At 61.7% G+C, this 12882-nt stretch carries 13 protein-coding genes; 10 read left to right on the top strand and 3 right to left on the bottom strand.

The genetic code is table 11. The features are described 5' to 3' along the window. The first annotated feature begins 9 nt into the window (after positions 1-9). Together catC and catA are read left to right on the top strand one after the other, a co-directional pair. A complete protein-coding gene (gene catC / locus P3C29_RS25215) occupies positions 10-300 on the top strand; it encodes a muconolactone Delta-isomerase (RefSeq protein ID WP_010165520.1) in 291 nt (96 codons plus the stop codon). Between the two features lie 42 nt (positions 301-342). Next, positions 343-1272, top strand: a complete 930-nt coding sequence (catA, locus tag P3C29_RS25210) for a catechol 1,2-dioxygenase (RefSeq protein ID WP_010165519.1) — start codon at positions 343-345, stop codon at positions 1270-1272. A 101-nt stretch (positions 1273-1373) separates the two neighbouring features. Here the strand turns inward: catA and P3C29_RS25205 are convergent, their stop codons facing one another. Next, the gene (locus tag P3C29_RS25205) at positions 1374-1847 is read right to left on the bottom strand and encodes an Lrp/AsnC family transcriptional regulator (RefSeq protein ID WP_177129985.1); all 474 of its coding nucleotides are present in this window, start codon (positions 1845-1847) and stop codon (positions 1374-1376) included. A gap of 142 nt (positions 1848-1989) precedes the next feature. On the opposite strand from P3C29_RS25205, the gene kynU reads away from it, so the two are divergent. Together kynU and P3C29_RS25195 are read left to right on the top strand one after the other, a co-directional pair. Beyond that, positions 1990-3240, top strand: coding sequence for a kynureninase (gene kynU / locus P3C29_RS25200; protein WP_275965761.1), 1251 nt, complete (start codon positions 1990-1992; stop codon positions 3238-3240). A gap of 157 nt (positions 3241-3397) precedes the next feature. After that, positions 3398-4804: an amino acid permease gene (locus tag P3C29_RS25195; RefSeq protein WP_010174204.1), complete on the top strand. Its 1407-nt coding sequence runs from the start codon at positions 3398-3400 to the stop codon at positions 4802-4804. Here P3C29_RS25195 and P3C29_RS25190 read toward each other — a convergent pair. Continuing rightward, the gene (locus P3C29_RS25190; protein ID WP_201126100.1) at positions 4750-5646 is read right to left on the bottom strand and encodes a LysR substrate-binding domain-containing protein; all 897 of its coding nucleotides are present in this window, start codon (positions 5644-5646) and stop codon (positions 4750-4752) included. The genes P3C29_RS25195 and P3C29_RS25190 overlap by 55 nt on opposite strands. 178 nt (positions 5647-5824) lie before the next feature. Between P3C29_RS25190 and P3C29_RS25185 the strand changes: the two genes are divergently transcribed. The 5 genes from P3C29_RS25185 to P3C29_RS25165 all read left to right on the top strand — a co-directional run bounded on the left by P3C29_RS25185 (position 5825) and on the right by P3C29_RS25165 (position 10884). After that, positions 5825-6589, top strand: a complete 765-nt coding sequence (locus tag P3C29_RS25185) for a sulfite exporter TauE/SafE family protein (RefSeq protein WP_275965760.1) — start codon at positions 5825-5827, stop codon at positions 6587-6589. A 116-nt stretch (positions 6590-6705) separates the two neighbouring features. Next, positions 6706-7296, top strand: coding sequence for an NAD(P)H-dependent oxidoreductase (locus tag P3C29_RS25180; protein ID WP_201126102.1), 591 nt, complete (start codon positions 6706-6708; stop codon positions 7294-7296). Positions 7297-7337: 41 nt separating this feature from the next. Continuing rightward, a complete protein-coding gene (locus tag P3C29_RS25175; RefSeq protein WP_275965759.1) occupies positions 7338-8234 on the top strand; it encodes a LysR family transcriptional regulator in 897 nt (298 codons plus the stop codon). A 104-nt stretch (positions 8235-8338) separates the two neighbouring features. Continuing rightward, positions 8339-9232, top strand: a complete 894-nt coding sequence (locus tag P3C29_RS25170; protein WP_275965758.1) for an NAD-dependent epimerase/dehydratase family protein — start codon at positions 8339-8341, stop codon at positions 9230-9232. A gap of 206 nt (positions 9233-9438) precedes the next feature. After that, positions 9439-10884 carry a SulP family inorganic anion transporter gene (locus tag P3C29_RS25165; RefSeq protein WP_275965757.1) on the top strand — a complete coding sequence of 482 codons (1446 nt, stop codon included), beginning with the start codon at positions 9439-9441 and terminating at the stop codon, positions 10882-10884. Positions 10885-10886: 2 nt separating this feature from the next. Here P3C29_RS25165 and P3C29_RS25160 read toward each other — a convergent pair whose 3' ends face one another. Beyond that, positions 10887-11279 carry a lysozyme inhibitor LprI family protein gene (locus P3C29_RS25160; RefSeq protein ID WP_169387030.1) on the bottom strand — a complete coding sequence of 131 codons (393 nt, stop codon included), beginning with the start codon at positions 11277-11279 and terminating at the stop codon, positions 10887-10889. Between the two features lie 193 nt (positions 11280-11472). Between P3C29_RS25160 and P3C29_RS25155 the strand changes: the two genes are divergently transcribed. Further along, complete coding sequence (locus P3C29_RS25155) at positions 11473-12876, top strand: gluconate:H+ symporter (protein ID WP_275965756.1); 1404 nt, start codon at positions 11473-11475, stop codon at positions 12874-12876. The last annotated feature ends 6 nt before the right edge of the window (positions 12877-12882 follow it).

The raw sequence follows: 12882 nt of genomic DNA, 5'->3' as shown, positions 1-12882 counted from the left end.
ACACCTGCGATGTTGTTCCACGTAAAAATGACCGTGAACCTGCCCGTCGACATGAACCCCGAGCGCGCTGCTGCCCTCAAGGCTGAAGAAAAAGCCTTCTCGCAGCGGCTGCAAGAGCAAGGCAAATGGCGCCACCTGTGGCGCATCGCCGGGCTGTATGCCAACTACAGCGTGTTCGATGTCGACAGCGTGCAGGAACTGCATGACCTGCTGATGCAACTGCCGCTTTATCCTTACATGGCCATCGAAGTGAATGCCCTGTGCCGGCATCCGTCGTCGATCCGTGAGGATGATCGCTGAGTCTGTTTTTTCACCTAATAATTACAAGATGAGGATTGCACCATGTCCATCCGACTTTCCCAGACTGCTCACGCCCAACAGTTTCTCGAAGAAGCCAGCGGCAACCTTAACGACGGCGGCAACCCACGGGCCAAGGCGCTGATCTACCGGATCCTGCGGGACACGGTGAACATCATCGAAGACCTGGAAGTGACCCCGGAAGAGTTCTGGAAGGCGGTCAACTACCTCAACGAACTGGGCAAGAACCAGGAAGCCGGGTTGCTCGCGGCAGGCCTGGGCCTGGAGCATTACCTGGACATGCTGATGGACGCGGCGGACGAGGAAGCCGGCAAATCCGGCGGCACCCCGCGCACCATCGAAGGCCCGCTGTATGTGGCCGGCGCGCCGCTGTCCAAATACGAGGCGCGGCTGGATGACGGGCTGGATCCGGGTGTGCCGCTGTTCATGCAGGGCCAGGTGCGCGACACCCACGGCAAGCCGCTGGCGGGGGCGATTGTCGATGTGTGGCAGGCCAACACGGGCGGCACGTATTCGTGGTTTGACGGCACGCAGTCGGAGTTCAACCTGCGCCGTCGGATCGAGACCGATGCCCAGGGCAACTATCGTTTTCGCAGCATCGTGCCGTCCGGGTACGGCTGCCCGCCGACCGGTCCGACTCAGCAATTGCTCGACCAGTTGGGGCGCCACGGGCAGCGGCCGGCGCATATCCACTTCTTCATCTCGGCACCGGGCCACCGGCACCTGACCACGCAGATCAACCTGTCGGACGATCCATACCTGCATGATGATTTTGCCTATGCGACGCGGGATGAGTTGATCGCCGAAATTCGCTTCAGCGAGGATGCGAACCTGGCGAAGGAATTTGGCGTGGAAGGGCAGTTTGCGCAGATTGATTTTGACTTTGAGTTGCAGTCGGCGGCGGCGCCGGTAGAGCAGAAGCGCATGCAGCGGGTGCGCGCTCTCGAAGACTGATCCCGATCCCTGTAGGAGCCGGCTTGCCGGCGATGACGGTGGTGACTGAACGACCGCTATCGCTGGCAAGCCAGCTCCTACAGGGGGTTGTAGTGTTCGTGCTATTTGCGAACAACCAGATCCAGCAAATCATCCCGATCCTTGATCTTCTGCAACACGATCTCCGAGCGAATATCCATCACCCCCGCCGTGCGGTTCAGGTGGTTCACGATAAAGTCCGAAAAGTGCTTGAGGTTGCGCGCCTGCACCCGCAACACATAGTTGCTCGCCCCGGTAATCACATACGCACTGGCCACCTCCGGCCAACCCTGCACCTTCTTGATAAACGTCTCGTGCCAATCCTCCACATCCTGGCGCAATGACAGGTGGACGATCGCCTCCAGCTCGATCCCCAGTTGCTCCGCGTTCAACACCGCCCGATACCCACTGATGATTCCCTCGCTCTCCAGCAGGCGCAAACGCCGCAGGCAGGCCGATGGCGACAGGGCGACTTTCTCCGCCAGTTCCTGGTTGCTGATACGGCCATCCTGTTGCAGGAAATGCAGAAGGCGCAGGTCGGTGGCGTCGAGCATCATGGTTAGAATAAATCCGCGTGTTTGGGGGTTAAATTCGAATTTCCTACAGCTTAATTAGCCTGTTGCCCACCACTTTGCACGAAAATTCTCTAAAGCTTCGTTCATTATTTGGCTCATTGTTACTACAAGAACAGGACTGACCATGACCACCCGCACCCATTGCCTGACCCTCGACGCCCAGGATCCGCTGGCGCCGCTGCGCAACCAATTCGCCTTGCCTGCCGGGGTGATCTACCTCGACGGCAACTCCCTCGGCGCACGCCCGGTGGCAGCGCTGGAGCGGGCGCACGCGGTGATAGCCGAGGAGTGGGGCAACGGGCTGATTCGCAGCTGGAACAGCGCCGGCTGGGCCGATTTGTCCCAGCGTCTGGGCAATCGCCTGGCGCCGCTGATCGGGGCCCGCGACGGTGAAGTGGTGATCACCGATACCACCTCCATCAACCTGTTCAAAGTGCTCAGCGCCGCGTTGACCGTGCAGCGCGAGCGGGCGCCAAGCCGCAAGGTGATCGTCAGCGAAGCGAGCAATTTCCCCACCGACCTGTACATCGCCGAAGGCCTGACCGAACTGCTGCAACAGGGCTACTCCCTGCGCCTGGTCAACAGCCCGGACGAACTGCCCCAGGCCATCGACCAGGACACCGCCGTGGTGATGCTTACCCACGTCAACTACAAGACCGGCTACATGTACGACATGCAGGCCCAGACCGCGTTGAGCCATGAATGTGGCGCGCTGGCGATCTGGGACCTTGCGCATTCGGCGGGCGCAGTGCCGATCGACCTGCATCAGGCCGCGGCCGATTATGCGATTGGCTGCACCTACAAATACCTCAACGGCGGGCCCGGCTCCCAGGCGTTTGTGTGGGTCAACCCGGCGCTGGTGGATGTGGTCACACAGCCGCTCTCGGGCTGGTTCGGGCATACCCGGCAGTTCGCCATGGAATCGCGTTATGCGCCGAGCCAGGGCATTGCGCGCTACCTGTGCGGCACCCAGCCGATTACTTCGCTGGCGATGGTGGAATGTGGCCTGGATATTTTTGCCCAGACCGACATGGCCAGCCTTCGTACCAAATCCCTGGCGTTGACTGACCTGTTTATTGCGTTGGTGGAGTCCCGTTGCGCCGCCCACGAATTGACCCTGATCACTCCGCGTGAACATGCCCGGCGCGGCAGCCACGTCAGCTTTGAACACCCGCAAGGCTATGCGGTTATCCAGGCCTTGATCGCCCGTGGCGTGATTGGTGATTATCGCGAGCCGCGCATCATGCGGTTCGGGTTTACCCCGTTGTACACCAGCTTTGTTGAGGTGTGGGATGCGGTGGAAATCCTCGGCGAAATTCTCGACCAGAAAACCTGGGACCAGCCGCAATTCAAAGTGCGCCATAGCGTTACCTGATACAACACAAAACCCTTGTGGGAGCTGGCTTGCCTGCGATGGCATCACTTTGGTTTAACTGACATACCGAGGTGTCTGCATCGCAGGCAAGCCAGCTCCCACAAGGTTCGGGGCAAGCAACAAACAGTGCAATCACAATAATAAAGGGGCACGCCACGTGACCACGCCAGACCAAGGCTTTGCCGAAATTACCAATCGCGAGTTGGGCCTCAGGCGCCAGCTCACTTCCGGCCAGATGAGCATGATCGCCATCGGTGGCGCCATCGGCACCGGGCTGTTCATGGGCAGCGCCTACGCCATCGGTTATGCCGGGCCCAGCGTGCTGGTCAGCTATGCCATTGGCGCGCTGATCACCTTGCTGTTGATGGGGTGCCTGGCGGAGATGACCGTGGCGCATTCCACCTCGGGCTCGTTCGGCGCGTATGCCGAGTTTTACGTCAGCCCGCTGGCGGGCTTCCTGGTGCGGTATGCGTACTGGGCGGCGATTGTGCTGGCGGTGGGCGCCGAGGTCACGGCGGTGGCGATGTACATGAAGTACTGGTTCGCCAACGTGCCGGAGTGGGTGTGGATCGTGTCGTTTTCCAGCGTGCTGATCGTGCTCAACGCTATCAGCGTCAAGACTTTCGGCAACTTCGAGTACTGGTTCTCCACGATCAAGATCAGCGCCATCGTCGGCTTCATCATCCTCGCGGTGTATGTGGTGTTCGGCTCCGGCAACCCGGATTACGGTGTGCAGCATTACACCGCCCACGGCGGCTTTTTCCCGAATGGGTTGAGCGGCATGTGGATCGCGGTGATCGTCTCGATCTTCAGCTACCTGAGCGTGGAAATGATCGCGGTGGCCGCCGGTGAAGCAGCCGACCCGGAGCAGGCGGTGAAGAAAGCTTTCCGCGCAACCATCGTGCGGCTGGTGGTGTTCTACCTGCTGACCCTGGCGCTGATGTTGGCCATCGTGCCGTGGAACCAGGCCGGGCATGCCCAGAGCCCGTTCGTCACAGTGATGCAGACCATCGGCATTCCTGGCGCCACCGGGGTGATGAACTTCGTGATCCTGATCGCCGCCTTGTCGGCGATGAACAGCCAGCTCTACATCACCACCCGCATGATGTTCAGCCTGTCCCGCGCCGGTTTTGCGCCCAAGTCCATGGGCGCCTTGAGCAAGAGCGGGATCCCCTTGAACGCCTTGCTGCTGTCCAGTTCGGGCATCGCCCTGGCGACGCTGCTGAACGTGGTGTACCCGGAAAGCTCGTTCACCCTGATGATGGCAATCTCGATGTTTGGCGCGATCTTCACCTGGTTCATGATCTTCCTTACGCACCTGTTTTTCCGCCGCTACCGCCAGCGTCATGGCGGGGCGAAGTTGTCGTTCCAGCTGGCGCTGTTTCCCTACAGCACCCTGCTGGGCCTGGTGTTGATGGGGGCGGTGATGATCACCACGTTCTTCACCGACGCGTTCAAGATGACGCTGGTGTTCGGCGTGCCGTTCCTGCTGATTCTGTCGCTGGTGTACTACGTATTTTTCCGCAAGGGCGCGGCCAAGGCGTCGAACAAGGCCCTGGCGTAACCCGGCAATCGCTCGAACTCGCGGGCGCATAACAGCAGCTTGCGACAGGCCCACTCCTCGGTCAGGGGTTGGGCCTTGAAGCGCCGCTCCAACGGCCAGCGCTCCAGCGCCGCCTGAGGCACGATCCCCAGCCCGGCGCCCCGGGCGACCATGCGAATCAACCCGTCAAAGCCGTCCGCGCGGATGCGTGTCTGCAAGCGAAAGCCGGCGTGCAGCGCCTGTTCTTCCAGGTACACCGCCAGCGCGCTGCCGGCGGCCAGGCCCACGTAGTCGTGCTGCAAGCTGTCGATAAAACTCACGGTGCGTTCGGCCAAGGGATGATCCAGCGGCATGATCAGCACCAGCGGGTCGTCGCGAAAGGGCAGGGTTTGCAGGCCGTGGGTGTCCACCGCATCGGAAATAATCCCGAGGTCTGCTGTGCCCTGGCGCAAGGCTTGGGTGATGCGCAGGCTCGGCAGTTCCTGCAGGTCGATGTCGAGGTTGGGGTGCTCGTGCAGAAAATCCGCCAGCAGTTCCGGCAGGTATTCGCTCAGGGCGGTGGTGTTGCACAGCAGGCGCACCTGGCCTTTGACGCCGTTGGCGTATTCCGCCAGGTCTTGCTGCAGGTGCTCGGCTTGCTGCAACAGCAGGCGGGCGTGACGGGCCAGGGCTTTGCCTGCCGGTGTCGGGGTGACGCCTCGGCGGCCACGCTCCAGGAACTCAATGCCCAGTGAAGCTTCCATCGCCCGGATCCGCGCGCTGGCGGCAGCCAGGGACAAATGGCTGCGGCCGGCGCCGGCGGTGATATTGCCGGTGTCGAGGATGTGCAGGTACAGGCGCAGGTCGATCAGGTCAAAGTGCATGGCGAGTTTCCAGGGTGGCTGTGCCGGCCTCATCGCGGCAAGCCCGCTCCCACTTTGGAATGCGATCACTGTGGGAGCTGGCTTGCCTGCGATGGGGCCATCAGCCTCAAACAAAACAAGAGGCAAGCTCAGTATATGGCGAATTTCAAATCCCACGGCAAGCCCGCAAAATCAACCCATGAATACTTTTCTCGCGTTCTACCAAAACCTCGGTCCGGCCCTGACATTACTGGTGATCGGCACGTTTATGCTGGCCGGCACGGTCAAGGGCGTGATCGGCCTGGGCCTGCCCACCGTCGCCATGGGCATGCTCGGCCTGGCTATGTTGCCGGCGCAGGCTGCCGCGCTACTGATCATTCCGTCCACCGTCACTAACCTCTGGCAACTGGCCTTCGGCGGTCACCTGGGCGCCTTGATCAAACGCCTGTGGCCGATGCTCCTGCTGATTTTCCTTGGCACCGGGCTGGGCTCGTTGTGGCTGGGCATGGACGGCGGGCATTGGGTGGTGCGGGCGTTGGGCGGGGCGTTGCTGGTGTATGCCTTGAGCGGGCTGTTGCTGCCGACGTTCAACGTGGGCCCGGCCACCGAGCGCTGGCTGGGGCCGCTGTGCGGGGTGCTGACCGGGGTCATCACCTCGGCCACCGGGGTGTTTGTGATCCCGGCGGTACCGTATCTGCAAGCGTTGGGCTTGAACCGCGACCAACTGGTGCAGGCGCTGGGGCTTTCGTTCACCGTATCGACCCTGGCGCTGGCGGCCGGGCTGTTCTGGCGCGGTAGCCTGGGCGGCGGCGAGTTGAATGCCTCGCTATTGGCGCTGGTACCCGCGCTGCTCGGCATGTGGCTGGGCCAGGCCCTGCGCCAGCGCATCAGCGCGGTGTTGTTCAAGCGCGTATTTTTTATCGGCATGGCCGCGTTGGGTGGGCATCTGCTGATCAGTGGTTAAGAATCTATTGTTGATTCGTGCTTTCCGGTCAAATGTATTTTGCCTGCCCGGCGCTTATTCCAAAGCCCCGACCTCTTTACCCTGCCTTCAGACATTTTTAATCTTTAGGCACCCCCATGAAGAAAGTTCTCCTGCTCAACGGCGGCAAGAAGTTCGCCCATTCCGACGGTCGCTACAACAGCACCCTGCATGAAGCCGCCCTGGCCGTGCTGGACCGTGGCGGCGTCGACGTCAAGGAAACCCACATCGACGCCGGCTACGACGTGGCCGAAGAAGTCGCCAAGTTCCTCTGGGCCGACGTGATCATTTACCAGATGCCCGGCTGGTGGATGGGCGCCCCGTGGATCGTCAAAAAGTACATCGACGAAGTCTTCACCGAAGGCCACGGCAGCCTGTACGCCAGCGACGGCCGCACCCGCTCCGACTCTTCGCAGAAATACGGCAGCGGCGGCCTGATCCAGGGCAAGCAATACATGTTGTCGCTGACCTGGAACGCCCCGCAGCAAGCCTTCGACGACCCTACCGACTTCTTCGAAGCCAAGGGCGTGGACGCGGTGTATTTCCCGTTCCACAAGGCCAACGAATTCCTTGGCATGACCGGCCTGCCGACCTTCCTCTGCGTGGACGTGATGAAGCGCCCGGCCATCGAAGCCGACGTGGCGCGTTATGAGCAGCATCTGGCGCAGGTGTTTAACCTGAGTCTGTAATGCGGCTAGTATCCGTGCAGCCGCTATAAAGAGGATTCACGTTGAAAGCCCGATCCGATGAGCTACAGATCTTTGTCTGCGTGATTGAATGCGGGTCGATTTCCGCCGCAGCCGAACAGGTCGGGCAGACGCCTTCGGCGGTCAGCCGCACCTTGTCGCGCCTGGAAGCCAAGCTCGACACCACCTTGATCAACCGCACCACCCGGCGCATGGACCTGACCGAAGAGGGCAAGTATTTCTTCGAGCGGGCCAAGGTGATCCTCGAACAGATGGACGACCTCGAAGAGCGCCTGTCGTCGCGCCAGCAAACCCCGTCGGGGCGCCTGCGGATCAACGCGGCGTCGCCGTTCATGCTGCACGCGATCGTGCCGTACATCGCCGAGTTTCGTGGCCTGTACCCGGATATCCAGCTGGAGCTGAACAGCAACGACCTGATCATCGACCTGCTGGAGCAGAGCACCGACATCGCGATCCGCATTGGTGCCCTGGCCGACTCGACCCTGCACGCCCGCTCACTGGGTTGCAGCCCGCTGCATATCCTCGCCAGCCCGGCTTACCTGGAACAGCACGGCACCCCCGGCACTGTTGCCGAACTGGCCGAACACACCTTGCTCAGCTTCACCCAGACCGAAACCCTCAACCACTGGCCATTGCGCCATGTGCACGGGGATCGCTGGCAGATCCAGCCGGGCGTCGCCGCCTCCAGCGGCGAAACCTTGCGCCAGCTGGCGCTGGAAGGGCAGGGCATCACCTGTCTGTCGGACTTCATGACCGCCCAGGACATCAAGACCGGGCGCCTGATACCGGTGCTGGCCGAGTTCAACAGCGGCTATCGCCAGCCGATCAACGCCGTGTACTACCGCAACTCGCAATTGGCCTTGCGCATCCAGTGCTTCCTGGACTTTATCCAGGGCAAGCTGGCCAGCTACGCCAGCTGATTCGTGACCCCTGCGCAAGATTGAATTGGGCAATACGGACTTATTCCGCATGGATAGGTCCGCAATACTGACGCCATCAATTACTCACGCAGGGAGACACCTCCATGAACGTATTCATTACCGGCGCTGCCGGTTTTATCGGCGGCTCCATCGCCACGGGCCTGGTCAAGGCCGGCCATAACGTCACCGGGTTGGTGCGCAGTGCCGAGCAAGCTGCCGAAATGACTGCATTGGGCATCACGCCGGTGACCGGCACGCTGGATGACAGCGCGCTGCTGACCGAGCAAGCGAAGAAGGCTGACGCGGTCATCAACGCCGCCAGCAGCGACCATCGCGGTGCTGTGGAAACCTTGCTGGCCGCCTTGCGCGGTTCCAACAAGCCGTTCCTGCACACCAGCGGTTCGAGCATCGTCGGTGATGCGTCCGGCGGTAAGTCGAGCGACGTCATCTACGTCGAAGACAACCTGCCGGAGCCGACCGTCGACAAGGCCGCCCGCGTGGCCATTGATAACCTGATCCTGGCTGCCGCCCAAGACGGCGTGAACTCGGCGGTGATCTGCAACACCCTGATCTACGGCCACAGCCTGGGCGTGAAGCGCGACAGCGTGCAATTGCCGCGCTTGCTCAAGCAGGCGGGCAAGAGCGGCGTAGTGCGTCATGTGGGCACTGGCCAGAACATCTGGTCCAACGTGCACATCGAAGACGTGGTGGCGCTGTACCTGCTGGCGCTGGAAAAGAATGTGCCGGGTACGTTCTACTTTGTGGAGAGTGGCGAAGCGGCGTTTGTCGACATGACCACCGCGATTGCCGAAGCGCTGAAACTGGGCAAGCCACAGGATTGGCCATTGGCGGATTCCGAGGCCGAGTGGGGCTATGAAATGGCCAACTATGGCCTGGGCTCCAACAGCCGGGTGCGTGGCAAGCATGCGCGGGAATTGCTCGGGTGGGCGCCGAAGCGGACCTCTGTAGTCGAGTGGATTCGCAACGAGATGGTGTGATGTTCGCTTGAAACCGAGTTGAGCCCATCGCGGGCAAGCCCGCTCCCACATTTGACCGCATTCCAAAGTTGGAACTCGGTTAAGTGTGGGAGCGGGCTTGCTCGCGAAAGGGGCGACTCGGTCCCATTGTCTTACCCAACACTAGCCCCACCTCGCCCAATTCCGTACCATCCCCAGCCTTATCCCCGCGACTCCCCGGTACTTCAATGAACCTCACCCGTCTGCGCGCCGACACCCTGGCCGGACTCACCACGTCTTTTGCCTTGCTGCCCGAATGCATCGCCTTCGCCCTGGTCGCCCACCTCAACCCGCTGATGGGCCTTTACGGCGCGTTCATCATCTGCACCCTCACCGCGCTGTTCGGCGGCCGGCCGGGGATGGTCTCCGGTGCCGCCGGCTCGATGGCGGTGGTGATCGTTGCACTGGTGGTGCAGCACGGCGTGCAGTACTTGCTGGCCACTGTGTTGCTGGGCGGCTTGATCATGGTCGCCTTTGGCCTGTTGCGCCTGGGCAAGCTGGTGCGCATGGTGCCGCACTCGGTAATGCTCGGGTTCGTTAACGGCCTGGCGATCATCATTGCCCTGGCGCAGCTGGAGCACTTCAAGAGCGGTGACACCTGGCTCAGCGGCACGCCGCTGTACGTGATGACCGGGCTGGTTGCGGCAACCATGGCCATCGTCTACCTGCTGCCGCGCCTGACCCGCGCCGTGCCGCCAGCCCTGGTGGCGATCCTCGGCGTGGGCCTGGCGGTGTATCTGCTCGGCCTGCCGACCCGCACCCTGGGCGACATGGCCCACATCGCCGGCGGCCTGCCGACCTTCGCGCTGCCGCAGATTCCCTGGACCCTCGAAACCCTGCACATCATCGCGCCCTACGCGATCCTGATGGCCATGGTCGGCCTGCTGGAAACCCTGCTGACCCTCAACCTCACCGACGAAATCACCGAAACCCGGGGCTACCCCGACCGCGAAAGCGTGGCCCTGGGCGCGGCGAATATGGTCTCGGGCCTGTTCGGCGGCATGGGCGGCTGCGCGATGATCGGGCAAACCGTGATCAACCTCAGCTCCGGCGGACGCGGGCGCTTCTCCGGGGTATTTGCCGGGGTGATGATCCTGTTGTTCATTCTGTTTCTGTCACCGCTGATCGAGCGCATTCCGCTGGCGGCGCTGGTGGGCGTGATGTTCGTGGTGTCCCAGCAGACGTTTGCCTGGGCTTCGTTGCGGGTGATCAACAAGGTGCCGCTCAACGACGTGCTGGTGATCATGGCGGTGACGGTGATTACCGTGTTCACCGACCTGGCGACGGCGGTGCTCTGCGGGATTGTGATTGCGGCGCTGAACTTCGCCTGGCAGCAAGCGCGTGAGCTGTATGCCGATGAGCATATGGAGCCGGACGGCAGCAAACTCTATCGGGTGCACGGCACGCTGTTCTTTGCCTCGACCACGACGTTTCTCAACCGGTTCGACCCGGCCAACGACCCGGTCCAGGTGACGCTGGATTGCCGTCACTTGAGCTTTGTCGACTATTCAGCGATTGCCGCCTTGATGACCCTGCGGGAGCGGTACACCAAGGCCGGCAAGCATCTGCGGGTGCTGCACCTGTCCGAACGCTGCCGCAAACTGCTCAAGCGCGCCCGGGTACAGCACGACTAGTATCACGGCCCGACCAGGTTTTCCAATTCCTGGGCGCGGGTCTGGGTCATGTCCAGCACGCAGCCGGAGCCGTTGACCTGGTCGATGGTGCCGCCGGTTGCCGAGCCGATGAAGCCGCAATTGGCATCGCGAAACTTGATCCACTGGCGCTGCACATCCTGCAATTGCTGCTTGCGGTTGCCTTCCATCGCCGTCATCGCGGTTTTGTAGGCGGTGTTCAGGCGCGCGTCCTGAACCTTAGTTTCCCTGGCATTGCAATCGACCATGTCGGCGGTGGTGTTGGCGCCGTCCATGCATTTTTTCAGCGCCGGGTTCTCGTCGGCCGAGGCCGTGCCGCACAGGGCGAGCAGCAGGGCGCCGGCGGCGAAGGGAACAAGCAGGTGTTGACGATTCATTCTGGGTTTTCCTGGTCATGAGTCGGTGTGCAGTCTAAGACTCGGCCTGCGCAGTTGAGTTTCCAGCCCCGGCAATCTTCATGTAAGAACGCCCCCCGAATTTTCATCCACTGACCCTGGGCATATCCCTGCGCGACAGGGCTTATCCGTGGGCGAAAATTACTTTCATAAAAATTGAAAATCCACCTCGGTAATGATTTATGAGTTTCACAACCTATTCGACGTGACCCTTTCCGAGGAGTACCGCATGGCCGCATCACCGGGGTATTGGCTGTTGATCTACGCCGCCATCGCCATCATTGCATTGATCGTATTGATCGCGCGTTACCGGCTCAACCCGTTTATCGTCATCACCCTGGTGTCCATCGGCCTGGCCCTGTTGGCCGGGATGCCGGCGGACACGATCATGGGCTCCTACGAGGCGGGCGTCGGCAAGACGCTGGGGCATATTGCGCTGGTGGTCGCGCTGGGGACGATGCTCGGCAAGATGATGGCCGAATCCGGCGGCGCCGAGCAGGTGGCGCGCACGCTGATCAACCGCTTCGGCGAGCGTAATGCCCACTGGGCAATGGTGTGCATTGCCTTCCTGGTGGGGCTGCCGCTGTTTTTCGAGGTCGGTTTTGTGTTGCTGGTGCCGATCGCCTTTACCGTGGCACGGCGAGTGGGCGTGTCGATCCTGATGGTCGGTTTGCCGATGGTGGCGGGCTTGTCGGTGGTGCATGCGCTGGTGCCGCCCCATCCGGCGGCCATGATGGCGGTGCTGGCCTATAACGCGTCGGTCGGTCAAACCGTGCTGTATGCGATTCTGGTGGGTATCCCGACGGCAATCATTGCCGGCCCCCTGTACGCCAGGTTCATCGTGCCGCACATTCACCTGCCGGCGGAAAACCCGCTGGAACGCCAGTTCATCGACCGCGAACCGCGCATCCGTTTGCCGAGTTTCGCCCTGACCATGGGCACCATCCTGTTGCCGGTGGTGCTGATGATGATCGGCGGCTGGGCCAACCTGATTTCCACGCCGGGCACCGCGTTCAACCAGTTCCTGTTGTTTATCGGCAACTCGGTGATCGCGCTGCTGGTGGCCACTTTAGTGAGCTTCTGGACCCTGGGCCTGGCCCAGGGCTTCAACCGTGAATCGATCCTCAAGTTCACCAACGAATGCCTGGCACCGACGGCCAGCATCACCTTGCTGGTGGGCGCGGGCGGCGGCTTGAACCGGATTTTGGTGGACGCTGGCGTCACCAATGAAATCCTTGGCCTGGCGCATGCCTTCAACTTGTCGCCGCTGGTGATGGGTTGGCTGTTCGCCGCGTTGATGCGCATCGCCACCGGCTCGGCTACGGTGGCCATGACCACTGCGTCGGGCGTGGTTGCGCCGGTGGCGATGGGCCTGGGTTATCCCCATCCGGAATTGCTGGTGCTGGCCACCGGTGCGGGGTCGGTCATCTTTTCCCACGTGAACGACGGCGGCTTCTGGCTGATCAAGGAATACTTCAATATGACGGTGATCCAGACCTTCAAGACCTGGACCGTGCTGGAGACCCTGATTTCGGTGGTCGCCTTCGGTCTGACTTATGGCCTGTCCTGCATTTTGTAACCCGGA

Source organism: Pseudomonas sp. 1912-s, assembly GCF_029269205.1.
Lineage (GTDB): Bacteria > Pseudomonadota > Gammaproteobacteria > Pseudomonadales > Pseudomonadaceae > Aquipseudomonas.
This window is presented reverse-complemented; position numbering and strand designations above follow the sequence as displayed.